Origin of the sequence: Curtobacterium sp. SP.BCo (genome assembly GCF_051903265.1) — a bacterium.
GTDB lineage: Bacteria > Actinomycetota > Actinomycetes > Actinomycetales > Microbacteriaceae > Curtobacterium.
This window is the reverse complement of the sequence record NZ_CP194337.1, coordinates 549419-574072: the sequence shown is the minus strand read 5'-3', so window position 1 is coordinate 574072 and position 24654 is coordinate 549419. Positions and strand designations below refer to the sequence as shown.

21 protein-coding genes are annotated in these 24654 nt (G+C 65.5%); 18 read left to right on the top strand and 3 right to left on the bottom strand.

The window, feature by feature from the left end:
• The first annotated feature begins 105 nt into the window (after positions 1-105).
• The 6 genes from ACRQ4B_RS02760 to eno all read left to right on the top strand — a co-directional run bounded on the left by ACRQ4B_RS02760 (position 106) and on the right by eno (position 4233).
• A complete protein-coding gene (locus ACRQ4B_RS02760; RefSeq protein ID WP_439693178.1) occupies positions 106-612 on the top strand; it encodes a universal stress protein in 507 nt (168 codons plus the stop codon).
• Positions 609-1355 carry a 2,3-bisphosphoglycerate-dependent phosphoglycerate mutase gene (locus ACRQ4B_RS02755; protein ID WP_439689609.1) on the top strand — a complete coding sequence of 249 codons (747 nt, stop codon included), beginning with the start codon at positions 609-611 and terminating at the stop codon, positions 1353-1355. The genes ACRQ4B_RS02760 and ACRQ4B_RS02755 overlap by 4 nt, the downstream gene beginning before the upstream one ends.
• Before the next feature lie 89 nt (positions 1356-1444).
• The gene (locus ACRQ4B_RS02750; protein WP_439694344.1) at positions 1445-1855 is read left to right on the top strand and encodes a fluoride efflux transporter FluC; all 411 of its coding nucleotides are present in this window, start codon (positions 1445-1447) and stop codon (positions 1853-1855) included.
• Positions 1852-2223, top strand: a complete 372-nt coding sequence (locus ACRQ4B_RS02745) for a fluoride efflux transporter FluC (protein WP_439693177.1) — start codon at positions 1852-1854, stop codon at positions 2221-2223. The genes ACRQ4B_RS02750 and ACRQ4B_RS02745 overlap by 4 nt, the downstream gene beginning before the upstream one ends.
• A gap of 47 nt (positions 2224-2270) precedes the next feature.
• Complete coding sequence (locus ACRQ4B_RS02740; RefSeq protein WP_002854167.1) at positions 2271-2756, top strand: inorganic diphosphatase; 486 nt, start codon at positions 2271-2273, stop codon at positions 2754-2756.
• 142 nt (positions 2757-2898) lie between these two features.
• Entirely contained in the window at positions 2899-4233 is a 1335-nt protein-coding gene (gene eno, locus ACRQ4B_RS02735) for a phosphopyruvate hydratase (protein WP_082687493.1), read from the top strand.
• Here eno and ACRQ4B_RS02730 read toward each other — a convergent pair.
• Positions 4218-5144 carry a LysR family transcriptional regulator gene (locus tag ACRQ4B_RS02730; RefSeq protein ID WP_439693176.1) on the bottom strand — a complete coding sequence of 309 codons (927 nt, stop codon included), beginning with the start codon at positions 5142-5144 and terminating at the stop codon, positions 4218-4220. The genes eno and ACRQ4B_RS02730 overlap by 16 nt on opposite strands.
• A 70-nt stretch (positions 5145-5214) precedes the next feature.
• Between ACRQ4B_RS02730 and ACRQ4B_RS02725 the strand changes: the two genes are divergently transcribed.
• The gene (locus ACRQ4B_RS02725) at positions 5215-6372 is read left to right on the top strand and encodes a TDT family transporter (protein WP_439689607.1); all 1158 of its coding nucleotides are present in this window, start codon (positions 5215-5217) and stop codon (positions 6370-6372) included.
• Complete coding sequence (locus ACRQ4B_RS02720) at positions 6369-6953, top strand: uracil-DNA glycosylase (protein ID WP_439693175.1); 585 nt, start codon at positions 6369-6371, stop codon at positions 6951-6953. Before ACRQ4B_RS02725 ends, ACRQ4B_RS02720 begins: the two co-directional genes overlap by 4 nt.
• Before the next feature lie 195 nt (positions 6954-7148).
• Here the strand turns inward: ACRQ4B_RS02720 and ACRQ4B_RS02715 are convergent, their stop codons facing one another.
• Positions 7149-7907: an antitoxin VbhA family protein gene (locus tag ACRQ4B_RS02715; RefSeq protein WP_439693174.1), complete on the bottom strand. Its 759-nt coding sequence runs from the start codon at positions 7905-7907 to the stop codon at positions 7149-7151.
• Between the two features lie 695 nt (positions 7908-8602).
• Here ACRQ4B_RS02715 and ACRQ4B_RS02710 point away from each other — a divergent pair.
• The 10 genes from ACRQ4B_RS02710 to ACRQ4B_RS02665 all read left to right on the top strand — a co-directional run bounded on the left by ACRQ4B_RS02710 (position 8603) and on the right by ACRQ4B_RS02665 (position 23073).
• On the top strand, positions 8603-9646 hold the full coding sequence (locus tag ACRQ4B_RS02710) for a hypothetical protein (protein ID WP_439693173.1): 1044 nt from the start codon (positions 8603-8605) through the stop codon (positions 9644-9646).
• Positions 9643-11685, top strand: a complete 2043-nt coding sequence (locus ACRQ4B_RS02705) for a hypothetical protein (RefSeq protein WP_439693172.1) — start codon at positions 9643-9645, stop codon at positions 11683-11685. The genes ACRQ4B_RS02710 and ACRQ4B_RS02705 overlap by 4 nt, the downstream gene beginning before the upstream one ends.
• Complete coding sequence (locus tag ACRQ4B_RS02700; protein ID WP_439693171.1) at positions 11682-12833, top strand: ATP-binding protein; 1152 nt, start codon at positions 11682-11684, stop codon at positions 12831-12833. The genes ACRQ4B_RS02705 and ACRQ4B_RS02700 overlap by 4 nt, the downstream gene beginning before the upstream one ends.
• Complete coding sequence (locus ACRQ4B_RS02695) at positions 12739-15039, top strand: TniQ family protein (protein ID WP_439693170.1); 2301 nt, start codon at positions 12739-12741, stop codon at positions 15037-15039. Before ACRQ4B_RS02700 ends, ACRQ4B_RS02695 begins: the two co-directional genes overlap by 95 nt.
• Before the next feature lie 510 nt (positions 15040-15549).
• The gene (locus ACRQ4B_RS02690; RefSeq protein ID WP_439693169.1) at positions 15550-16065 is read left to right on the top strand and encodes a hypothetical protein; all 516 of its coding nucleotides are present in this window, start codon (positions 15550-15552) and stop codon (positions 16063-16065) included.
• Positions 16066-16264: 199 nt separating this feature from the next.
• Positions 16265-17908 (top strand): ATP-dependent nuclease, encoded by a 1644-nt coding sequence (locus ACRQ4B_RS02685; RefSeq protein ID WP_439693168.1) that lies wholly within the window; start codon positions 16265-16267, stop codon positions 17906-17908.
• A complete protein-coding gene (locus ACRQ4B_RS02680) occupies positions 17877-19601 on the top strand; it encodes a UvrD-helicase domain-containing protein (RefSeq protein ID WP_439693167.1) in 1725 nt (574 codons plus the stop codon). Before ACRQ4B_RS02685 ends, ACRQ4B_RS02680 begins: the two co-directional genes overlap by 32 nt.
• 581 nt (positions 19602-20182) lie before the next feature.
• On the top strand, positions 20183-21232 hold the full coding sequence (locus ACRQ4B_RS02675) for a hypothetical protein (RefSeq protein ID WP_439693166.1): 1050 nt from the start codon (positions 20183-20185) through the stop codon (positions 21230-21232).
• A gap of 26 nt (positions 21233-21258) precedes the next feature.
• Positions 21259-21825, top strand: coding sequence for a hypothetical protein (locus tag ACRQ4B_RS02670; RefSeq protein ID WP_439693165.1), 567 nt, complete (start codon positions 21259-21261; stop codon positions 21823-21825).
• A 129-nt stretch (positions 21826-21954) separates the two neighbouring features.
• Complete coding sequence (locus tag ACRQ4B_RS02665) at positions 21955-23073, top strand: IS30 family transposase (protein WP_439693164.1); 1119 nt, start codon at positions 21955-21957, stop codon at positions 23071-23073.
• A gap of 264 nt (positions 23074-23337) precedes the next feature.
• Here ACRQ4B_RS02665 and ACRQ4B_RS02660 read toward each other — a convergent pair whose 3' ends face one another.
• Positions 23338-24270 carry a toll/interleukin-1 receptor domain-containing protein gene (locus ACRQ4B_RS02660; protein WP_439693163.1) on the bottom strand — a complete coding sequence of 311 codons (933 nt, stop codon included), beginning with the start codon at positions 24268-24270 and terminating at the stop codon, positions 23338-23340.
• Between the last annotated feature and the right edge of the window lie 384 nt (positions 24271-24654).

Genomic DNA, 24654 nt, shown 5'->3' with positions numbered 1-24654 from the left:
TTCGGACTCGGCAGTGGGGCTTGCCGGACCCAACCTCGACACTCGTCGACAACAGTCCCTATCTCAGCTGGTCGCGCTTCTGCGCGCCTGAGGTAGGGATATGCCATGGTCGAATCGAACACTGCCGGTGTTGTCGTCGTCGGTGTGCAGCCAGGGCAGGCGCACGACGTCGCCGGCGTCGCGGCTGCCGTCGCTGAACGCTTCAGCACCCGCCTGGTGTGTGTGGTCGTCGATCCGGCGCTGCTGTCAGCGGGGGTACGTGCGGACGGGTCGGAGATCATTGAACCGATCGATCCGGACACGGCGGACAGCGACCCGCAGCAGCTCCCCGACGAAGACATGCGGGTCATCAGGAATCTTGCTGCGGCGCGATCGGTCGACGTGGAGATCGTCTCCCGCGTCGGGGACCCGAGTCACGCACTCGCTGCGGTGGCTGAGGAACGTGACGCGGTGATGATCGTCGTCGGATCGCAGACCGGCCGACGCCGGATGGCGGAACTGCTCACCGGGTCCGTCGCCGCGCACCTGACCCATCAGCAGCACCGGCCGGTGCTGGTCGTCCCGCATGACCCGGTCGGTGCCACCGTGCTCCAGCCGTCGGATGCCCAGTGACCGGCGTGCTGACGCTTGTGCGGCACGGGGAGAGCACCGCGAACGAGGCGGGCATCTTCACCGGGCTCCTCGACGTCCCGCTCACGCCCCGCGGGGAACGGCAAGCATCTGCAGCCGGACGGCTCCTGCGGTCGAACCGCATCACGCCGGACGTCGTGGTCACCTCCACGCTGCGCCGCGCCGTCCGCACCGCCGAACTGGTCTGCGACGCCCTCGGGACACAGCTGCCGACGGAAGCGATGTGGCAGCTCAACGAACGCAACTACGGCGCCCTGACCGGGATGACGAAGACCGACGCCCGCCACACGCTCGGTGATGAGGAGTACATGCGGCTCCGCAGGTCCCGTACCGGCACACCGCCACCGATGTCGCTGCACCTGTGGGAGGAACTGCGGTCGAGCTCCGCGCCTCGCGGCCTGCCCGACGGTGCCCTCCGACGCACCGAGGCCCTCTCGGACGTCATCCAGCGGGTCCGCCCCGTGCTGCAGGACCAGCTCCTGCCGATGCTGCGGGTAGGGCGGACCGTCCTCGTCGTCGCGCACGGGAACTCGCTCCGTGCGTTGTGCGCATGCATCGACGACCTCACCGACCCGGAGCTCGAGCGGCTGAACCTGCCGACCGGGCAACCCGTGCAGTACCACCTCGCCCCGACGGGTGCTCTCGTCCCTCGGGGTGGGGCGTTCCTGGATCCGGTAGCAGCACAGCACGCCGCGGCGCTGGTCGCGGCAGAAGGCGGAACATGACCACCCGAACGGACACCCCGATGCCCGACGACCAGCTCCCTTCCGACCCGGACGTCGACGTCTCCGACCCAGCAACGACCATGCGGCCGGTGCATCTGCGGTGGCGGTACGTCGGCCTCGTCGCCGTCGGCGGGGCCGCTGGTACTGCCCTCCGTGACGTCATCAGCATCGTGCTTCCTGCCGATGGCGGGGTGAGTTGGTCGATCTTCTGGATCAACATCACCGGAGCGCTGGCCCTCGGTGTGCTGTTGGAAGCGCTCGCGCATCGTGGGCCCGATGCCGGCCGCCGGAGGGTGCTGCGGCTGCTCCTCGGCACCGGGGTCCTCGGCGGGTTCACCACCTACAGCACCCTCGCCGAGTCCACCGCCGCCCTGTTCCTCGACGGCCACGGCCTCGCCGGCACCGGCTACGCGCTCCTCACCGTCCTGTCCGGCGCGATCGCGACCGCGTGCGGTCTCGTCGTCGCCGGCTGGTTCCGCCCCCGAACGGAGGAAGCATGAACGCCGCCCTCATCCTCGCCGTCGCCCTCGGCGGCGGGGTCGGCGCTGCCGGCCGGTTCCTCCTCGACGGGGTGATCAACACCGGCCGGGAGTTCCGGCTCCCCGTCGGCACGTTGACGATCAACGTAACCGGGTCGCTGCTGCTCGGGATCATCGTCGGCGCCGCCACCCACCTCGGCGCGGTGCCGGTCGCGGTCCTCGGCACCGGGGTGATGGGCGGCTACACCACGTTCAGCACCGCCAGCTTCGAGACTGTCCGTCTCGCCCGCAGCGGACGGATCACCGCCGCCGCGATCAACGGTCTCGGAATGCTCGTCGTCTCCGTCGCCGCCGCGACCGCCGGCATCCTCCTCGGCGGCACCCTGTGACCACCCCACTCACTGACCACACACCCGCTCCAGCACCGGAGGTACCCATGCTGTTCGACGTCACGATCGAGATTCCCCGCGGCAGCGGCAACAAGTACGAGGTCGACCACACCACCGGCCGGATCCGGCTCGACCGGGCGGTGTTCACCAGCATGGTGTTCCCCCAGGACTACGGCTCCATCGACAACACCCTCGGCGATGACGGCGACCCCCTCGACGCCCTGGTGCTCCTGCCCCGTCCCACGTTCCCCGGCGTCGTCATCACGGTCCGGCCGGTCGGGATGCTGCGCATGGTCGACGAGAACGGCGGCGACGACAAGATCCTCACCGTTCCCGCTGGCGACGACCGCTTCGCGCAGCTGCGGGACATCACCGATGTGCCGGAACACACGCTGGCGGAGATCGAGCACTTCTTCGCCCACTACAAGGAGATCGAGCACGGCAAGCACGTCACCACCAACGGGTGGGCCGACCGTGCTGCTGCCGAAGCCGTCATCCGCACCGCACAGAACGCCCACACCCGACACCCGTGACCCACGGGTCCACAGACTGCCGCGGGGAGGCACTGGCGCTGAAGGATCGCCGGCAGGTCGTCCCTCCGCCTCCCCGCGGCTTCCCCTTCCAACCACAGACCAGCTCGACGCATGACCCGAACCGAACCGAAGGAGCGTCACCATGAACGACTACATCAGCGGCATCCACCACCACGGAGCCCATCAGGGTGAGTACGTCACCCACCACGACCACCCCGTCACCATCGACGCCGTCCACGGCGCCCGCATCCTCGACTCCCGCGGCTACCCGACCGTCCGCGTGTCCCTCGAGCTCGACGACGGCCGCACCGTCACCGGGGACGCCCCCGCGGGCGCATCCACCGGCGCCCACGAAGCCGTCGAGCTCCGCGACGGCGGTTCCGCGTTCGGCGGCCGCGACGTCACCCAGGCGCTCCACCTGATCGACACCGACATCTCAGGGCTCCTCACCGGCCGGTCGTGGTCGGCGATCGGGCAGATCGACGCCGCCCTTGCCGAACTCGACGGCACCACCGGGTACCGCCGGCTCGGCGCGAACAGCGTTGTCGCCACCTCGATCGCCGCATCCAGGGCCCTCGCCCATGCCGCGGACCTCCCGCTCTGGCAGTGGATCGCTGAGATCACCGGCTCGACGCCGCGGATGCCGGTCCCGCACTTCAACGTCCTCAACGGCGGCGCGCACGCAGCGAACGAGCTGGACTTCCAGGAGTTCATGATCGCTCCCGTCAACGCAGGCTCGATGGCAGACGCCGTCCGAATCGGCGCAGACGTGTACCACGCTCTCGCGGCGCTGGTTCGGGACCGGTTCGGCAGCCTCGGCCTCGGCGACGAGGGCGGTTTCGCCCCTTCGATTGCCGCCCCCGAGGAAGCGCTCGACCTGCTCGTCGACGCGATCCGTACCGCCGGCTACGAGCCGGGCGTCGATCAGGTGGCGATCGCGCTCGATCCGGCCGCGAACGAGTTCTCCCAGGGCGACGGCTCCTACCGGGTGCTCAACGACAGCCTCGACCGGGACGGGCTGGTCGACTACTACCGGCACCTCATCGACACGTATCCGATCCGGAGCATCGAAGACGGGTTCGCGGAAGACGACCATGAGGGGTTCCGCCGCATGCAAGCGGCGCTCGGCGACCGGATCCAGATCGTCGGCGACGACCTCTACGTCACCGACCCACAGCGGATCCGCGACGGCGGCGAGCAGCAGCTGACGAACGCGGCACTGATCAAGCCGAACCAGATCGGGACCGTCTCCCAGACCCTCGGCGCGATCGCCACCGCCAAGAGCATCGGGATGGCCAGCATGGTCTCCCACCGTTCTGGGGAGACCACGGACACGTTCATCGCGGACCTCGTTGTCGGGACCGGCACCGGGCAGATCAAGTCCGGCGCACCCGGCCGCGGGGAACGCGTCGCGAAGTACAACCGGCTCACCGAGATCGCCGAGCAGCACCCGGAGCTGCCCTACGGACTGATCTGACCACCGGTACTCGAGCTGCGAGCAGTGTCCAGGAACGCCGTCACAGCGGGCCCCGGGCGGCCCGACCAGATCGCACGCAGCGGCCGGATCAGTGGCGGGCCGAGCAGCGGCACCCGGACGAGGGCACCGTCTTCGAGGTCATTGCTGACGGTGCGGAGGCTCATCACCGCGGGCGCAATGCCCGCTCGAGCGTTGGCGCGGATGATGCCCGTCGTCTCGAGCACCGCCGCTGGCGCGACCGGGCGGAGCCCAGCATCGTTGAGCCACGTCTCGACCGTGGCGCGGGTTCCGGACCCTTCCTCGCGCAGCAGCAGCGGCGTCTCCGCGAGGTCATCCGCGGTAATGCCAGAAGCGCTTGCCCACGGATGGTGCGGAGCGACGACGACCACGAGTTCGTCCTCATCGACCACCAGCGATGACAGATCAGCCGGCGCAGCAGGAGTCTCCGTGAACCCGACGTCGGCAGCGCCGGAACGGACGAGGTCCATCACAGCAGCAGAGTTCCCCGCGATCAAGCGCACCGACGCATCCGGCGCAGCAGCCCGGTGGGCGAGCAACCATGCGGGCAGCAGGAGTTCGGCGATCGTCTGCGACGCTGCAACGGCGAGGGACCCCGCGGGTTCTCGAAGCGCGGCGACTCCTGCTTCGAGCCGACGGGAGGCTTCCAACACCGGAACAGCCAGACCGAGCACCACTCGGCCTGCGTCGGTCATCGCGGTCCCTGATGCCGTCCGGCGCGCCAGCGGCTGACCGATCGCCTGCTCCGCGGCACGCAGGCGCGCCGACACCGCCTGCTGCGTCACCCCCAACACGTCCGCCGCGCGGGTCAACGAACCGGTATCCGCGACGCGGACGAGGAGCTCGAGAGTGTCGAGGTCCAGAGTCCGGTCCGTCAACCGCCGCAGTGCCACAAACGACCATTGTGCCCTGCCAACGAGTTCGCCGTTCCCGAACCACGGGGCACACGCGCACGCTTAGTACATGTCCGCTCACTTCGCCCACGCACCCGCAGCTTCCGAGCACGGTGCGCGAGACCGGCGGCTGTTCCGGGAGCTGGAGCGGCCGGGCCTGATCGTGTCGAACCTGACCCCGAACTGGTTCGCGTCGATCATGGGCACCGGGATCGTCGCCGTCGCCGCTGCATCACTGCCGCTGCAGTTCCCGGGCCTCCGCACGGCGGCGACGATCGTGTGGGCGATCGCAGCGGTGCTGCTCGTCGCCCTCACGGTCGCGACGGTCCTTCACTGGGTCCGGTACCGGAGTACCGCAGCGAAGCACCACCTCCACCCGGTGATCTCGCACTTCTACGGCGCACCGCCGATGGCGTTCCTCACCGTCGGCGCCGGCACCATCCTCCTCGGCAAGGACTGGATCGGCCTCCCCGCCGCCGTCACCATCGACTGGGTCCTCTGGAGCATCGGCACCATCGGCGGCCTGCTCACCGCGGTCCTGGTGCCGTACCTGGCGTTCACCCGCCACGAGAACAAGCCCGACTCCGCGTTCGGGGGTTGGCTCATGCCGATCGTCCCGCCGATGGTGTCCGCCTCCACCGGCGCACTCCTCCTGCCATATGCCCCCGCGGGGCAGGCGCGGGAGACACTGCTGTGGTCCTGCTACGGCTTCTTCGGCCTCAGCCTCATCACGTCGCTGGTCGTGATCACGTTGATCTGGAACCGACTCGCGCGGCACAAGGTCGGTGCCGCGGGCATGGTGCCGACGCTGTGGATCGTCCTCGGGCCCGTCGGGCAGTCGATCACCGCGGTGAACCTCCTCGCCTCGAACGCCCCCACCGTGGTCGATGCGTCGACCACCCACGCGCTCCTGGTTGTCGCGTTGGTGTACGGGTTCGCGATGCTCGGCTTCGCGCTGCTGTGGACCGCCATCGCCCTCGCCATCACCATCCGCACCGCCCGCGAACACCTGCCGTTCAGCCTGACCTGGTGGTCCTTCACGTTCCCCGTCGGCACCTGCGTCACCGGCCTGAACGGCCTGGCCCTGCACTCCGGCCTCACCGTCGTCGCCGTCCTCGCAGCCGTCTACTACGTCGGACTCGTCGCCGCGTGGATCACCGTCGCCGTCCGCACCTTCCACGGCTCAGTCATCCGCGGCACCCTCCTCGCACCACCACAGCCGGCATGAGCACCCCCGACGAACTCGCCGACGAGCTCGCGGACGTTCGATCGCTGAACGCTCTCGCGGAGACGTGGCGCACCGCGCCCGACGGTTCACGGCGGTTCGTCCCGAACTTCGACCCACGATCCGGCGGCACAACCAGCCGCGTGCTGGTCCTCATGCAGTCGCCCGGCCCGCAGACCATCGCCGCAGCGCACTCGGCGATTTGCAGCGAGGACAACCCGGGGCCGACCGCGGCCGCGTTCCGCGCAGCCCGCATCGAGTCCGGACTTGCACGCAATGAGTACCTCCGCTGGAACCTCATCCCGTGGGAACTCCCCGGCCGTGGACGACCTGCAGACATCGACGAGGGACGACATGCCCTCGGCGTTCTCCTCAGGGCGCTTCCCTCCGTCGAGGCGATCGTCGCGTACGGGAGTATCGCTCTCGAGGGAGTCATGCGACACCTCACCCTGGACGAGCACGCCCGACTCGTCCCCGTCATCGCGGCACCACACCCCTCTCCCGCCAACGGCCGCCATCGCGCGGAGCAGCACCGACGTTCCGTCCAGGCACTCCGACTCGCCGCACGGAAGCGTCGGATGTAGCGAGGCTTCAGCTGCCTTCACCGGCAAGGCACGAGTGAACCGGTAGCCGGTCGTCAACCGGACGCTCGGCGTTCCCAACCTCGCGCGCGAACGGCCACGCTGGCAACCCGTCCGGATGGGTAGTCCGTAATGGTTTCCGGAGAAGGTCCCCTAAGCGAGACGGTCGGGCACGTGTGGAGATTTGCTGGTCGGCCTTCATCCGAAGTGGAAGGATCCCGCTTGACCTGCGAGACGAATAACGTCGTCCGCTCGCCCGTCCCTGAGGGCGGCGGCTGGGCTGGTCCCGTCAAGCTCATCGCCCGGGGCGTTCAACCAGACGGCGTCTCCCCAAGGATCAGTTCGTGCGGGGTCGAGTTGAGCGAGCACCTCCCGTAGTCGGGGCAGGAGCTGCCCGGTCTCGTCGAACTGGAATGCAGGATAGAGAGGGAGGCCATCGGCCGAGACGACAGCTAACACATCGCCGTCCTGGACCAATGCAGTCAGGGCGGCGGCACTCACTTGAAGTAGGCCGAGCAGTGAGGCTGCATCGAAGAAGGGACCAATTCGTTCGTCGAGTGCGCCGACCTGAGACTCAGCTTGTGTCCCCACAACGCCGGACGGGAGGAGCGCGTCGATGAACGCGACTGCTTCGTCGCCGGTCATCCGCCCCTCGGCAACTCGGCGGCCCAGCTCTCGTACGGCAGTGTCGGTGACCTGCAAGCCCTCCGCGCCGAGCGCCGCATCAGCAAGTGACAACGCCCGGTCGGCGTCACCGCCAAGAGCGTCACTCTGACGATTGTGATCAACGTGGTTCAAGGCGCTCTCGACGGCGTCGGACGCAGACCCCGCGCCGTCCGCAACCTGCTCGAGCAACCGACGTAGAACCGGGTCCGTCAACCGCAGGGCAGCTGCGCGGGTCATCTCTATCCGCGCCGCTGCAGCGAACTCACCGGAGTCCGGTCCCGAGTCGGTCACAGTGTCCCCGATCGACGAGCTTTGACGGGTTCGTAGACGTTCCGGCACGTTGCGGGTGCGGTGAGGGGCGGATCGGGCTGCTTGCCCTCAGTCCGAATCTTCATTCCGGTGTTTCGCCTCGTAAACGAGGGAGAATGGCGAAGTTGGTCCGGCTCTGAGTCGGGGAGATGTTGGAGAGACCGGGGAGTTACCATGGCCTGCAGGCACGACTCGCAGGGGTCGTCTTTGACCCCTCGGCACGCGACCGGCAAGTTGCGTGAAGTGCCCACAGGAACCCAGAGTGCTACGTCTGATCCGAGCGAGATTCGCGTCGGATCCTTCCACGTGCCCGCGGCCTGTGCAAGCGCCGTTCCGACGTTCATAGATCCGACCGGAACAGACGCATGACCGAACCACTCTCTCCCCGACGCTCGCGCCGTCCTCAGAAGGTTGCGACTGACCCAGCCCGGGCTGATGAGGTGCTGGCTGCGCTTCGGGAGTCCGAGCTCGAGATTCGACGGATCGAGCAGCAACGTCGTCGGCTCATGGTTGAAGCGAGTGACCTTGGCTTGACCACGACGAAGATAGGCGAAGCAGCGGGCGCTAGTCAGACAGCGGTATCGCGGTGGGTGCGTGAAGCTCGAGAACAACAGAAGTCCGATCGATAGCTCAGAGCACCGTAGCTTAGTCTAAAAAACTAGGCTACGGTGCTCGCCATGCGTCCCACCAACCTGTCGTCGGCAGCCGAGGCCGACCCGGCTCCCGATCAGTTCCGCCGGTCGCCGCGTGTGCAAGTCACCAACGTCCTCCCCGCATGGGCCGGCGACCTTGCTGAAACGCTGCTTCGGGACAGCGAACGGCTGATACATCGCGGCCGGACACGCGTCGGCGGGTGGGACGCCGACCCCATGACGATCCTGAACTCGTGGGCGGCTCATCCCCGTGTCCGGGGGAAGCGGGTCATCGGCTCGGTGTGGGGCTTACGGATGCGGTTTCACCGGCCGTGGTCGACGTACCGCTTGAAGCCAGGGAGCCCTTCCGAAGGCGTGGTCGCCGGGTACTCGGCGGACGGACGCACCGTCCGCACTGTTCAGGTGGCTGATCTGACGGCGGAGATACTATCCGCCGCTCATCCGATGCGGGAATTCTCTCGCCGGCTGACGCAGGCGCACAAACCCGTAGCGGTTTGGACGCACACGACTGGCTCACTCATCGGTGCCGAGTCGCATCTCGAACGCGACTTCATCACCCTCGCCGACTTCCACCCGGCCGTGAGGTACATCGGCGGGCAACCATTCACGCTGGCGTTCGAGCCAGGAGCGCTGTGCAAGCTGCACACGCCGGATCTGGTCCTTCTTGGGGACGGGCTGCCGCCGCTGGTTGTGGACGTGAAGAACGCTGAGCAGGCGTCGACGCCGAAGTGGCGGGCTCGCGCGTCTCTTATCCGGGACGTCCTTGCCGAGGCCGGCATCGGTTACGAGATGTGGACGGGGATGCCGCGGCTGATGCAGGCGAATCTCGAGAACTTTACTGAAGCACGCGTCCCTGAGCCGTCGTATCTGCGTTGGGCGCCGGTCGCTGCGGAGCTGTGTTCTCGTCCCATGCCCGTCGTCGAGCTCGTGACACGTATCGCGGCTCGGGGGTACGAGCCAGGATTCGCGATGATGCTGATCCGCAGGATGCTCTGGCGGCGTGACCTCCGTACCGACATGCGCTTGCCATTCCGGTCAACGTCGATCGTCTGGACGGTGGCATCGTGACGAAGGACTCAGAGTGGGTTCTGAAGCTGCGTGTGGGCATGCCGGTGGTGTTCGACGGCGAGCAAGTCTTCGTGCAGTCGTGGGGTGACGGGTGGGTGCAGTTCCTCGACGCCGCGCACAGACCCGTGACCCCACGACCGCTGCGAGCGGTCGTGAAAGCGATCGCCAGCCCGGAGAACCCGCCGCCAACGTCGATGCTGCTGCACGACCTCGACGACCGGCTCAGCGACCACGCAATCGGCAAGCGCGACGACCACCGCGCGCTCATCCGCTACATCGATACCGGCATCGCGCCCTGGCAAGGCGAGAACGACAAGCCCCTACGGGACGTCGACCCGGACGCCATTCACAACGAACGCAAACGCCTCGCCGCGATTGCGAGACGCATCGCCGAACATGATGATGTCTCCTACGAGACGGCCCGTAAGCGCGTCAGCCGCGCCGTCAAGCGGGAGGCGGCGGGCCCTGGGGGGACGGTCGATGGTCGCTACACGAGAGAGCGTCGATCGAACCGGAACGCTGACCTCCCCGACCTCGTGGAGAAGTTTCTCCAGGATCGCGTCTTCGATCCGACCCTCCACACTCAAACGCAGTACCTCCAGTTCCGTCTCTGGCTGCTCGGCACAGCTCCCGACATCACGAAGCCGCCGTCGGAGCGGACGTTCTACCGTCTGGTCGAGCGTCTACACAAGCGGATGCCGCACCTGAAGGCCAAGTCGAAGACGAAATACGGCACCGCACAAGCACCCAAGCAGTCCTTCGCACCGCGCCATCTCGAACGGCCCGGCTCACTCTGGCAGATCGACGCCACCACCTCGAACGTGATGCTCTGGGACCCAAAGGAGCGCACTGGAAAGACCCGCACCTACCGAGTCACGCTCGTGAAAATCATCGACTCCGCCACCCGCATGATCGTCGGACGATCGATCAGCGAGCACTCCTCCGGCGTTGGTGTCGTCCTCGCCCTGGCCGATGCGTTCGCGTCGATGGTCGACGACCGCGAGACAGTCACAATCGATGGACGGGTGTACCCGCGACCCTTCGTCGGAATGCCACGCGCTCTCACTCGATGGCCGATACCCCCGCGTCGGATCATCACCGATAACGGCAAGGACTTCCTGTCCAACTTCCACGTCAACCAGCTCGCCCGCCTGGGATGCGAGGTCGAGTTCGCTCGGGTCCGCGACCCGCGTGCCAAGGCCCTCATCGAGCGCAGCTTCCTCAGCTACAAGACCGAGTTCGAGGAACTCTGCGCCGGCTACGTTGGCGGGTCGATCGACGAACGCGGCCTCGATACCGAGGCGCTCCTCACCTGGAACCAGCTCTGGGAACGCGACCAGCAATGGACCGACCTCTACAACTTCCGCGAGCACCGGGGCCACCGCGCTGAACTCGGACGCCACATCAGCCCCTACCAACGTTGGGCGGAACTCGTCGGCGAGACCGGATTCGTCGAGATACCCAAGTGGGAGAACGAGTGGATACGCTTCCTGCCGACCTTCCGCGCCAAGCTCGGGAAGTACGGCATCACCCGCCGATACGAGGTTTTCAACGCACCCATCATCGAGACCCTGCTGCGCACCCCGGGTGCGTCCCGTGACGGCTACTGGACGTTCCACTACAACCCGTCCGACCTGCGGCAGGTGTACTGCTTCGACCCCGACGGAGCCGCATGGGAGGTGCCCTGGGTGCTCCGCACCGAGGACACTCCCCAGTTCTCGGACCACTCCCTGACCGTCCTCGGCGGGCAGGTCGGCGATCTCACCTTGCGGCGAGCGGAGTTTCAAGACCGGATGCTGCAGCTGCTCATTCGGTGGCGCGCTGATGATGCTCTGATCCGTGGGAGCCGGTCGGAGCTGTCGCGGACTGACGAGATGACCACGGCTGCCTACGAGCGGCTGCAAGCGCTCGACTCAGGGACGGTGATCCCGGCCGACATGGACTACGACCTCGAAGAAGTCCTTGGCCACAACGACGCGGGCGCCGAACTCGACGATGATCTAGACGACATCGACGACCTCTTCGGCCGGTTCGCATGACTCTCAACCACGAACTGGGCCTCCCGCCCACGGTCCGGCGACTCTTCGGCGCAGATCCACACCCCGAGCAAAGCTGGGCGCTCATGACGGTGCAGGATCAAGCGTTCGTTCGCGGTGTCACCGGCGCAGATGTTCCCGATCCCGGCCGACCCCAACTCGACGCCGGGCCCGACGAGCGGCGGCGCTACGGCATCGCACTCGAAGACTGGCACCACTCGTGGCCCTACTCACGCACGCTCCAGACAGCGGAGGCCGAAATGCAGTACCGGACCGTCCGTAGCCCGCGGCCCCGCCGCACCGCCGACCTGATCCCGATCACACTCATCACTGGGCCGCCCGGGACTGGCAAGACAAAGCTGATGCGTCGCATCGCGGCGGAGACGATGTGCCAAGCGGCTTGGGAAGCTCGGATCGGCATCAGCGCACCGCTCTACGACGACGGCTTGTTCACCGCACCTCGCAGGGACGTCGTCATCGTGGACCTGCCGAAAAAGCAGGCGGAGCAGCAGCTGTTCGCGTTGCTCTGCCAACAGGTTGGCGCGCCGTTCGACAAGGACGCTCGCGCGGCATTCGGCCGCGCAGTCGAACGTCACCGAATCCGGTGGGTATTCGTCGATGAGATCCAATTCATCAACTTCGACGGGCAAATCGGCAAGTACGTCCACGACGGCTTCAAATCACTGCAGAACATGGGCGTTCGAGTCGTCCTCGCCGGCCATGACATGCGACAGCAGCTGGCCGCACAGCGCAGCGGCGCTCGAGAAGCAGCACGGGTCCAGTCTGAAGCGCGCTGGATGCTCATCGAGCTCGAGCCGTACCGACGCAGCACCAAGGGCGAGATCACCGAATGGAGGAAGCTCCTGGAACGCATCGAGCAACGGATCCGGCTCAGAGGACACGAGCCAGGAGAAGCAGTACTCAGCAGCGAATTCGAGGAATACCTCTGGGTGTCGACCCTCGGATACATGAGCCACGTGTCGACACTCGTATCCGGCGCCATCAACGTCGCGGCTGCGACCGCTGACCAGCGCATCACCCGGAGGATTCTCGACCTTGTCGCTGTCGAAAAACGCGCCCAGGACGGACGCGCGCAACGCCTGCAACTATGGGACGCCGGCCGGTTCTCGTTCCGGCAGCGCTGGCGCTGAGATGAAGGCGTCGCCGCCAAGAGCGGGTGCCTCCGACCCGGACGACGCGGTCCCGTTTGGCTTTCGGACGACCGTCGTGCCCGGAGAGCACCTGCCGAGCCTGTTGCTGCGGATCGCCGCCTACGTCGGCGAGCCCCCGGCAGCAATCAGTCGATGGTGCGGGCTCGGTGCACTCCGATCTGAAGATCGTCGGCGCATTGACATGAATCTTCCGAACGAGATCGCGCAGTCCATCGCAACCGCCGTCGGCTGCGACACGAGCGAACTCCTGGACGGGATGATGCGGTCCTTCGTCTACGACGCGCTCGCGCCCGGCGACGACGGTCTCCCCGCGCATGCGAAGAACTGGACCCGAGGTTCGGGGACCCGATACTGCCCACAATGCCTCACCGAGCGGCCAGCCGTCTTTCTCGCCCATTGGCGCTTGTGGTGGTCGTTCCTCTGCGAGACGCACCTCGTGCCACTGCACGACACATGCCCTGCCTGCGGACAAGGCATCCCGGATCCTGCACTCATGGAAGCTCATCCCGTCGACCCCTCTTGCTGCCGTGCACGCATCGCGGAAGGTCGCAGGTGTGGTCACGACTTGCGGACCTCCTGGGAGGAGGCACCGTTTGACGAGAGCGCACCCATCGTCCGCGCACAGGCTGCAATCTCTGCCGCCTGGAAACGTGACCGGGACACGCTCGACGTCTTCATCCCAGACGTACAGCACCTCTTCCCCACGCTGCGCGGCGTCGGCATCGCACTCCTCGCCGCGAACGACATCCCTCTCATCGCTGAGCTCGCCACGCTCGAACTCTCCCAGCTGCGCGGTCTCTTCGACGAGACGGCACGTATCGGCACCGCACCTCCGAAGAACGCGTTAGCGATGGGGGCGCTCATGGCCGCCGCCTTCGCACTCATGTTCGCCCCGGAGGAGAAGGTCCGGCCCTTCATTCGGAGGCTCACGTTCGCGCGGCCCTCTGAGCAGGGCCAGATCGAACGCGGCCCTGGGAGCGCCGCGACCCTCCTTGGCTACTGGCCGGGCGTCGGGCCAAGATTCCGAGGCCGCATCCTCCGCGCGGTCGATCAGGATCTGCCCGCAATGCAGCGCCTCGTGACCGGTAGCGCAGTGCGAGCAGAGTTCGACGAACCAGCCGTCTCCGCCTACGTCGACTTGCTGATGCCACGTGACTCACTCCGGAATCCAGAGTGGACCGCGGACCACATCCCACCACTGCTCTGGACGAACTGGGTGGTACCGCTGAGCGTGGCCGGCGGCGCTGACCCCGAAACGCTGCAACGGTCGCTCGCGCTGGGGCTGACTGCTGCTCTTGCTGGCGTCCACCGAGACGCACCTGACCCCGAGGTGATTGCGGGTATAGGTCGACGACTTCGACCATCGATGCTCGGCACACCAGCTCAAACGACGGCGATCCTGCAGCAACTTGGCGAGCTCGCTCGCTACCTCGCAGCGTCCGAGCCGAGCATCAACTACGCGACCCGGCGCCAACATCTGCCGTGGTGGCAACTCCTCAAGCCGACGCACTGGGACATGATCTGCGCCAGCGTCGGCACCTTCACCGGCGGCCCCCGACGGCTCCGCAACGCACGCCGCTACCTCTACCTCCGAGCGACAGCGCAACCCCTCAGCGCTCTCCCCACCCCATGGGCAGTGGTCGCGGATGGACGAGATTCCGCCGAGTACACGGACTTCCAGATCCGGATGACGGCTCAGCTGCAGGTCGCCCTGGACGCGTACTTGGAGGCTTGGCTCGCGGTCACGATCGATGCGGTGAACGCGTACGAGCAAGGCAAAGGCACGTCACCTGCCGCTGTCTGGGAGCCCCCGCGGTGGGCCGGTCGAGAGACGGTCAACCTCGGCCCCGAGATCGACGACATCGACGTGCCGGCGCTCCACGACCTCGTCTCCTCTGGCGTGACGACCGTCAGAGCCCTCGCCGCAGCTGCACGCCGCACACCCCAGCATGTCCGCTGGGCGCTCCGGAGACATCCCGTCCCGTCGGACCAGCCGATCGTCCCTATCGACTGGAGTTCGCATCTTCGGGAGGTCCCGTGGCAGTCGTACCTCCCGGTGCAGCGGATGACGCAGCGAACCGGGTACGACGCACTCCAAGACGTGACTCTGCTGGTGCCGTACGGATGGCACGGCGCCCACGTCTACTGCGGAGCACGTGGCGCTCGATACATCGATTGGCACTGACTGAAGGACGACGCGGCGCACGCCGACTAACCAACCCACCAAGGAGGAACACGATGGCGAGACGCTCGGTTCAGCAGCGGGCTGCACGCATTCTGCAACGCTCGGATCCCGACCGCTGGACGTACACCGCTGCGCTAGGCGAGATTCAGCGCAACGAGGAAGAGGACCCAGGGTATGCGTGGCGCATCGTCCGCGCGGAGATGCGGGAGCGAGTTCAGCAGCAAGACGAACAGAGCTGATCAAGGGCGAGCAGGGACGCTTGCTCAAGGCACGTTCGTCAAGTCCGCGCAATCGGCGGCGTACTCTCGTTTTGTGCCCTGCTCGGGGTTCTCCTCTTCGCGTTCTCCCGTAGATACGGTTCGGAGGGTGACCCCTGCCCTATGGATCCAACTCGGATCAGTGCTGCTCGCACTTTGTTCCGTCGCAGCCGCCTGGTACACGATCCGCGCTTCGGCTCAGCGGGAGGCGGCCCGAGATACCAGGGCATCGGAAGAGCGTCGGCGGGTCCTCGTGGGGCAGGTCATTGGGCGGCTCGAGCGGATCACCCGGACTCAGGTCCGTCCAGTCTTCACACGACTGTGGGTCAACTATCAGCTGGAGTTCTCGCTCGCGGTGCCTCAGATGGCGCTGCTCGTCAACGCCGATGAAGAGGTCCTACTTCGTTGGTTCTCCGCGAGAGTGAAGCGCATGAAGGGTGCGCCGTCAGATGCATCTGCCGCGACCATCGCCATCGAGACCACCGGGGCTCTCGCGGATTGGTCACGCGGCAAGAAGACCCTGCAGTGGTTTGCGGAGGATCTTTTGCAGCCGGTGCAGCAACAGCGGTGGTCGCACCTGCGTCCAGTCCGACCAACCCTCGAAGCTGGAGCAACCATCCTCCTCACTGCGCTTGTGGCTGGAGGTACCTTGGGCATCCTCGCCCGGGCTGAGCGCATCGTCGGGGGGCTGCGATCTGCTCGATCATCACGCATGGCTCACGGTTCCGCGTCGACACGGACGACGTCGGCGCGTGACTCCTGCGGCTAGGGCTTGCACACGAAGGCATCCTTCAGGGCTTATCGCATGGGGCGAGCCAAATCAGATGTCACCTGTATCCGTGCACCGGTCCCGCTGGTAGACCTTCACGGCGCTCATCCCGCGCTGGTCCATCAGGAACGAGCACCTCGCCATCCGAATCATCGGCGCGCCTCTGTCGGTTCAGAGGTCTCGAGGTTCTGAGGGATACTTGAAGCAACGTCGACATCAGGAGGCAACGTTGCGGTTGGTTCGTTTTACGATCGAGAATCACGCACGCCTTGAAGACGTCAATTTAGAGATTCGATCGCACCTTGTCCTGGTCGGCTCGAACGACGTCGGCAAGTCGTCACTTCTGAGATGCATGGACCTCCTACTCGGCGCGAGCACGGCAGCGCTTTATGCGCGAGTGAGTGCAGATGACCTGCGAGACAGGACACAGCCGCTCGTGCTGGAGGCTGAACTCGACGAACTCACTCCTGCCGAAAGAGCTTGGTTCGTCGATGAGCCGCGTGTGGATCCCGAGCTGGGGACGAGAACGGTCACAGTGCGGATGGAGGTGCTGGTTGATGACGGGGGGACGGTGCAGATTCGTCGATTTAGCCCGCACGGTCCCGGTCTGCGTCAGCTGAGCCGCGACCAGATAGCTGCCCTGGGCTTCAAGCTCGTGACTGCAACGCAGAGCGCCGCGCGAGACTTCAGGGACGAGAAAAACGCTGCGCTAGATGACATCCTTGGTGCGATCGATTTAGCCGGAGAGCGGGAGGCTTTCCAATCGGCCGCGGAAGGCCTGCAACGGCAGCTCGGGGAGTCAGCCGTGCTCCGAGAGCTGCGGGGGCAGCTTGCGGGACAGCTCACACGAGCGGTCCCGCGGGTCGTCGGCGCCGATGACCTGTCGTTTGTGGCTGGCAGCATCGCATCCGAAGATTTGCTGGCGGATGTGCGACTGCAGCTCGCGCACGGGGGCGAGCCACGTCCAGTCGCTGAACAGTCGGACGGGGCGCGTGCCTTATTCGCTATCGCGTTGTACGACCTCGTGAGTGCAGCGGCGAACGTTGTGGCAATCGACGAGCCGGAGATCCACTTGCATCCTTCCAGCCAGCGGTCTCTCGCCCGTTTGCTTCGAGAGGGCCCGAACCAAAAAATTTTGGCCACGCACTCACCTGACGTTGTCAGTGCCTTCTCCCCTGACGACGTCGCTGTGGTCCGGGCTGGGGGCAAGATCAGGCAGCCGACTAGGGGATTCCTCGACGGAGAGGGCAAGCTTACGGCGCGGTGGTGGGTACAAGGCAAACTAGAACCATTAACTGCAGCAGCGGTCGTCCTTGTCGAAGGCCCCTCCGACCGGATCATTCTCGAGCGGGTAGCGGAGCTAACTGGGCGCGACCTCGACCGTGCGGGCGTCAGCGTCGTCGAAGTGGATGGTTCCCGCAACATGGCGCCGGCACGGAAGCTGTTTGGACCTGATGGGTTTGATGTCCCTATACAGATACTGATCGACGAAGACGCGATTGAGGAAACGGCGAAAACTATCGGGGTTGATCCCGGGGAGCTGGTCAGCCACGCTGTTACCGTCTCCGCGCCAGACCTCGAAGCGGAGTACGTTGAAGCGATTGGAGGGACCGCTCTTTGGCAACGTCTGGTCGAGTCAGGCGAGTTCACCTCAAACCAGCTCGCACAGGTGCCCGGCGGACGGGATGGCGCTCTGACCGACAAGTCCGTCGCTCAATTTTGTGGCAACAACCGCTATAAGGTGCTATCCGCGCTGGTAGTCGCGAGCACTATGACAAGCGACGAGGCCGCCAAGATCGCGTCGATCAACGATGTACTCGCGAGCGTGCAGCGCCTTGGGTGAGCGCTTCGAGCCATCACCACTGCAAGAGGACATCAGAAACGCGCCCGAGCAGAGTTTGGTGATCATCGCACCGGCTGGCTGCGGCAAGACGGAAGCGCTAGCGCTTCGTGTCGCCGGGCTCATCGAACGAGAGGTTGTGCGACCTCCCCAACGCATACTCCTAGCGACGTTTACCAACAGGTCACGAGAGAATATTGCCGAGCGTGTCGCCCATCATGTATCGCGATCTGTGGTCGCGCGAACAGTCACCGTGCAGAACTTACATGGCCTGTCAGCACGCATCGTTCGGGCGCACGGCAATGTCGTGGGCTTGGATTCCGACTGGGATCCCCCTCGCGCAGACTGGGTTTTGAACCAGTGTCGACAGCGGAAGCTCTCACGGGCACAGACGGACCTCGTTCAACAGCACCTGCAGCAGGCCAAGCTTGCCACCCGGACGGACGCTGAGGTCGCGGATTATCTCGCGCAGACCGGCCACTCCGCGGCGCAGGAGATTGAGCAGCAGCGTATCGCCGAACACCTGTTAACATATGATGATCTACCGCGGCTCGCGGATTTGGTGCTGCGAAATGACTTGGTCGCCGACCTGTACCAGCACCACTTCGGCTACGTCATTGTGGATGAGTTCCAGGATCTGACGGCACAGCAGGCGTCCATTCTCAATCGGATCGCTTCAGGGCGGATAACGTTCGCCGGCGACCCGGCTCAGGGCATTTATTCCTTCACTGGGGCACAGCCGGAAAGTGTGCTCGCAGCCGCGACTGCCGCAAGTGACCGAGTTATCACGTTCGCAGAATCACACCGTTCATCACCTGCTGTGCTCGAAGCGGTCAACGCTCTTGCTCCTCTCACAGGAGGGACAACATTGGAGTGCTCGCGGCCGGAGACATGGTTTGGAGGCGGCTTGGCGGCTCATGTCGAGCACGCGGATTACGCGGAGGAGGCGAGCTGGGTAATATCGCTTTCATCGCGCATCCTCGCACGGGCCCCGAAGCAACGGATCGGTGTGCTCGTGCGTGCTAAAGGTCGCCGTTCTGTGCTGGAGAATGCGCTCGCGTCGGTCACCGCGTTCCCCTGGCATCGCTGGGACGACCCAATTTTCGATTCCCACGTTGGCCCCCTCCTCAAGTCCGCCGTGCGTCGGACCACGGAGTCGGAGCTTCTTGCGTCCGAGAACATCGAGCGTCTCCTACTTTCGCTCGTCAGTCCCAATGAACTGCAGGATCCCGGCACACGGGAGGCCCTGGTCGACGCGGCAAACTGGGTCGACGACCTCGTCCGTGCCGGTGAAACCGTGAAGTCGATTGCCGCCAGAATCAAAGCGGGGGAGACCGACACGCTCCTCACCGCTCCCGGTGTGCATCTCTTGACCGGCCACGCCGGAAAGGGGCAGCAGTTCGACTGGGTTCTCGTTCTTGGCCTCGAGCAGGGTTCTATCCCTTTCTATCGGGCTGTCTCACAAGACGCGAAACGGGAAGAAGCGCGCGTCCTCGCGGTGATGTTGTCGCGAGCTCGCCATGGCGTTTTCACCTCCCAGTCGTTGACGGAGTCCAAGCCATGGGAGCCCCATCCCATGCGCGCCAGGCCGAGCGAGTTCTTGCCCACGCTCCTCGGAACCAACGCGTTCTCGGACTGGGAAACTGCGCGAACCTGGCTCAATTCCGCCGACTGGGCTGCGATCCGGAGTCGATAGGACCCGTACTCTGCCGCTGTCGAAGTGTTGCGTCTGTGACTGGACACGCTATTTGGCAGTGCGATCGGACATACGTGCGGCAGTTCACCCATGGATAGACTGCAGTGGGACAGGTTGGTGGGCAGACGACAGTTGTTGTCGTCCGCCAGCTAACTTGTCCAACTGCCACACAACGTGTCCTGAAATACGGGGTTGGACAAGTTGTTTGGCAGCGGCGATCCGCATCGTCACTCGGGTGAGCTCCGCTTTCGTGCGTCGAGAATCGTCCGTTTGACGTGCGTGCGCTGGGATAGTTTGCTGACCACCTATGTGAGACGGGGCTTGCTCCAGCGCGGCGCTGTAGGAGTCCGAAGCCCTCAGGAGCTCCCCGGGCCGACGGATCGATCGGCAACCGAACGGGGCTGGCGGCCCTGAGCGTGTCCTGGATGACGACCGGCTATTGAGATCCATGAGGCAGCGGTGAAAACCGATCGAAGCGACCGCCACGAGCGGCCCACGAAGCGTTGCCGGCTCGGCGCCTCGGCGCTGTCGCCGACGTCCTCTATCTTTCTGGGTAACTCTCAACGATTGGCTACCGCTCGATGACCACGTACGGCTACCGAATCCACACCCTTGAGCCGCGTCTCGGTCGGGCACGCGAGCAGAACGGTGCGATGGCGCTCGAGGACGTCAGCGCAGCCGGTGGGGAAGCGGATGCGTTCGAGCAGTTCAAAAAGGAGCTGCTCGAACTGCAAGACGATCGAACCCAGCTCGGCACGCCGACGTTCTACGTCGACGAAATCACGGACGCAGAGCGCAAGGCCAAGCTGGACGAAACCGAGGGTGTGCCGTACTTCGAGGTTACGGACGTGCATGTCGAGGACCGGCGCATCCGCGTGACGGTCGAGACCGGCCGAGAACAGGACCACGACGCACTGGTTAGCCGGGACGGCACGCACGAGCCGATCGAACGCAAGGCAGCCGTGCGCGGAATGCAGGTCGTGCTGCTCTTCCCTCAGGCAGGGCCGATGGCGATCATGCTCTCGGAAGTACGTGGGCAGACCTATGTCGGCGAGCTCTTGATCAAGTGGCTGACGCGCCGCGCGCAGCACGCAGCTGTGACAGTAAACGGCGACAACCGAAAAATCGTCGGCCCGTTCCTGAACTGGCATTTGACTCCGCGGATCGACGGGGCCCGACTCGACGGGATCCTCGGCAACGCCGCGGATCCGTCGTTCCGGCTCCGGCGGCGCGGTGTCAGCGCCGCGGGGACGCGGACCAGTTACGACCTGGAGCTGGTCCAGTGGGGCTTGAAGAAGACGACCGCTGAGAAGGTGTTCGATGCGATCCTCGCGATGGCTGCGCGGAAGGACTCGACTACCGAGCTCGAGCGGCGCAAGGCCGCGGCGAACGATGTGATCGAGCTCGTCGATCCCGCTGTCAGTAGGAGCGGCATAGAGTACGACGACGCCGAGATCTCGATCGTCGAGCGAGGCAAGCGGCAGACGATCAACGCTGAGACAGTGGACAAGCTGTTCGTCTACCCTCTGGGATCCACTCGTCCTAAGGGGTACCAACTGATCAACGAAGCGGCTCCGGTCGTCAATCGCATCGCCAGCGCATTGAAGATCACCACCACCCTTCCCGAGTAACACCTGCTTGAACGGAGGACGAAGCCGTGGCTTCACGACTCTTGCCGATCGAGCTCTTCCGCGGGCACTGGAAGGCCCTCAGTGACTATCGCGACGAGACGACGCATCCGGACCGGTTCACGCGAGCGGTTCTGCTGCTCGTCCCCGCGGGCGCGTTCATCGCGATGCTTACCCTGCCGGATGCTCGGCTGGGCGCCCCTGGCGCTCTTCTGAGCGGCGTGGCACTGCTGGCGGGGAGCTTCTTAGCCGCATGGGGGCAGATCTCGTCGATGCGCCTCAAGCTCACAGAGCGGACGTCTGAATTCGGTGACACTGAGCGCGTCGATCGAGACGCCCTGGATGAGTCAGCAGCCCACTTGCTCGTGGCGTCGCTGTTCTCTGGTGCGGCTGCGCTCATGCTAGTCCTCGGGATGAACTTCATGTCCGACCCGCAGACCGGCGCCATCCATGGATTCTTCGCCGCGATGGCCGTCGCCTTCGCCAGCTACGTCCTGCTGCTCTTCCTGATTGCCGTACCGCGCCTGTACACGGCCTACGTCACCCTCCACTCCGTCCGCAACGAGTTGAACGGGACCCACCGAAGCCGACGGTGACGTCTCGGTCATGGATCTTGGGTTCAGCCGGTCGTTGCAACACCACCGTGAATCGGAGTGGTGCAGATGGGATCCAGGCTGGAACAGCGTGCCCGGGAGGCACGATTCTGGGAGCTACTCGGACAGGGCATGAGCAGGCCCGCTGCTTGCGATGCTGTCGGGGTGCATCCACGTCAGGGATACCGATGGTTCAAAGCCGCTCGCGGGAAGAACCCGTTCGAGCGTGCACCTCGATCCGGCCGGTACTTGAGCGAGAAGGAACGACTCCGGATCGCTGACCTGCGCCTGACTGGCGTCGGCATCCGCCAGATCGCAGCAGAACTCGGGCGGGCGCCATCGACGATCAGTCGAGAGCTGGCCCGGAACAGCTCCCGCAGCGGCGATTACCGGCCATACGCGGCCGAGAAGCGGTGCCGCGTCCGAGCACGGCGCCCGAAACCGCGCAAGCTCGACCAGCTCGAGCTCGCCCTGCAGGTCGAGCTGCGGTTGGTGCGGAACTGGTCCCCGGAGCAGATCCGTGATGACCTGACACGGACATTCCCCGACCGGCCGGAGATGCACGTGTCCCACGAGACGATCTACCAGTCCCTCTTCGTGCAGGGCCGCGGTCACTTGCGTGCTGACCTGCACAAACACCTCCGCACCGGCCGCGCGATCCGTCGGCATCGTGGCGAGCCTAGGCGGGCGTCGTGGTCGAAGATCCGCGACATGATCCTGATCAGCGAACGCCCCGCCGAAGCCGACGACCGGGCCGTTCCCGGCCACCGGGAAGGCGACCTCATCGTCGGTACGAACGCGCGCAGTGCTATCGGCACTCTCGTCGAGCGGACCACTCGGTACGTGATGCTGCTGCATCTACCTGATGGGCACAGCGCCGGCCCGGTCCGCGACGCGATGATCCCGACCATCCAGACCCTGCCCGAGCATCTGCGTCGGTCGTTGACGTGGGATCAGGGCACGGAGCTTGCCCGGCACAAGGACATCACCCTTGCCACGGACCTCGCGATCTACTTCTGCGACCCCCACAAGCCCTGGCAGCGCGGCTCGAACGAGAACACCAACGGCTTACTCCGGCAGTACTTCCCGAAGTCCACCGACCTCACCGTTCACAGCCCCGACAGGCTCGTCGAGGTCGCCACCGAACTCAACGGACGACCTCGCAAAACGCTCGGCCACCGCACCCCGGCAGAAGCATTCGAACAGCTACTCTCAGACCCGAAACAACCACCCGTTGCAACGACCCCTTGAAACCGCCCATCTCTATCGGACGGTTCGCTCAGGTGTTGCGAGCTCTGCTGCATCGGCCACGAGCTCGGATTCTGCCGCCGGCCAGCTCTCTGTTTGCCGTCGGAGACGGCTGAGTGGAGCATCGTCGTCGAGTTGAGCCTGGCGACGCGTGTGTGCAATAGAGCCCCACCTTCGTGCAGTGCCTCCCGAAATCCAAGCGGCGGGTCTACTACCCGCGCCGGAACCGGCAGGTCATCGCCGCTCAGAGGGTCACCACGGGGAAGCTCATCCAAGCTCAGGTTCGTCCTGCCCGTCGGCTGGAGGGTTGGTGTCGGTGGACTCGACGAGGTCGTCGACTTCGGGGAGCAGCAGTTCCCAGCTGAAGTGCCACAACGTCTCGGGATGGAGTCGGCTGAGGCGATGCTGCAGGATGGGGCCGTAGGTGGCTTGATCGTCGGCAGTGCCAGCGAGCCGCACTCGGATCGAGCCCGATTCGGCCGTGCCAACCGAGACGAGACGAACTTTCCCAGCAGTGATCTCATCAATCGTGTTCGATACGCCAATCGCAATTCGATCAGGCAACACTGCCTCTCCCGCAAAGCCGAAGTGGCTTCGTCGATTCGCTTCGCGCGCACGGCCAGACGAACTGCTGGACCGACGCTGGAGGGCTTCGATGTTCCTGACGCGATCAACAAGTTCGGCAAGCATGTCAGCCGAAGTGCGCAGCGGCTGGTGAGGTGCGTTCGAGTCAGGGGTCCATGACGCTTGAAGCGTCGGCCATGCGCTGTCGAAGAGGATCTCGGTTGCGCTCACGGGCATACCTGGGTCCGCCGCTGCTGTGATCTGTATGAAGAGGTCGCGCATATCCTGGCGGTCGGTGAACTTCGTCGCCTGACGCGGTCGCAGCGGACCATCGAAGTCCGCAAGACTCAAATCAAGCAGCACCGTGGCAACGGGGTTGTCGAGGGTGCTGGCCATCGCGCCGCCCTCATAGTTGATCCAGGGCTTTGCGTGGTTCGCGGCGGAGAGGACGACGATCCCGTAGTCATTGCTGGCTAGCTGCGCATCGATGAATGGGACGCCGCGCTCGCCCTTCGGGATGTCCTGGCTCGAGACGAAAGGCTGAGCTCGTCCAGCGCAGACCGTCGTGATCGCGGAGCGCAGCGCCTCGGCTACACGACGTTCGGCTTCCCCGGACCAGCTGATGAACACCTTCACAGTTCGAACACTAGCGTGCCGACGTCCTCGGTTAGGCCTGCGCATCGACTATCGAACCCGGTGCTGTGACGCAACCGGAGCATGACCGCTGATCGCGGCGTCGAGCCGTGCAATGAACCGAGGCCGGTCGACGGTGGCGTGTCGTCTCAGGCTGTCCCGGCTCGCGCAACGCTGAAAGCGGTTTGGTGCTGAAAACATTGGACGTGCGTCGTCGCCAGCCCTGGGAGAAGGGGCTCACCAACGCCGGCGCGACGAGACACGGCCACCCGGCCAGAGCGAAAGCTCCAGTGCCGTCGGGTGCGGCGGCCCATAGGCAGAACAGTACGCATCCGCCTTCTGGGGGACTAGGTGGGTACATCCCAGCATGAGGGGCGATAGCCCGAA

Excerpts from the sequence above, each read along its gene's own strand:
- ACRQ4B_RS02760 (WP_439693178.1), top strand. The coding sequence starts at position 106 with ATGGTCGAATCGAACACTGCCGGTGTTGTCGTCGTCGGTGTGCAGCCA.
- ACRQ4B_RS02745 (WP_439693177.1), top strand. The coding sequence starts at position 1,852 with ATGAACGCCGCCCTCATCCTCGCCGTCGCCCTCGGCGGCGGGGTCGGC.
- ACRQ4B_RS02740 (WP_002854167.1), top strand. The coding sequence starts at position 2,271 with ATGCTGTTCGACGTCACGATCGAGATTCCCCGCGGCAGCGGCAACAAG.
- eno (WP_082687493.1), top strand. The coding sequence starts at position 2,899 with ATGAACGACTACATCAGCGGCATCCACCACCACGGAGCCCATCAGGGT.
- ACRQ4B_RS02725 (WP_439689607.1), top strand. The coding sequence starts at position 5,215 with ATGTCCGCTCACTTCGCCCACGCACCCGCAGCTTCCGAGCACGGTGCG.
- ACRQ4B_RS02720 (WP_439693175.1), top strand. The coding sequence starts at position 6,369 with ATGAGCACCCCCGACGAACTCGCCGACGAGCTCGCGGACGTTCGATCG.
- ACRQ4B_RS02710 (WP_439693173.1), top strand. The coding sequence starts at position 8,603 with ATGCGTCCCACCAACCTGTCGTCGGCAGCCGAGGCCGACCCGGCTCCC.
- ACRQ4B_RS02700 (WP_439693171.1), top strand. The coding sequence starts at position 11,682 with ATGACTCTCAACCACGAACTGGGCCTCCCGCCCACGGTCCGGCGACTC.
- ACRQ4B_RS02680 (WP_439693167.1), top strand. The coding sequence starts at position 17,877 with ATGTACTCGCGAGCGTGCAGCGCCTTGGGTGAGCGCTTCGAGCCATCA.
- ACRQ4B_RS02675 (WP_439693166.1), top strand. The coding sequence starts at position 20,183 with ATGACCACGTACGGCTACCGAATCCACACCCTTGAGCCGCGTCTCGGT.
- ACRQ4B_RS02665 (WP_439693164.1), top strand. The coding sequence starts at position 21,955 with ATGAGCAGGCCCGCTGCTTGCGATGCTGTCGGGGTGCATCCACGTCAG.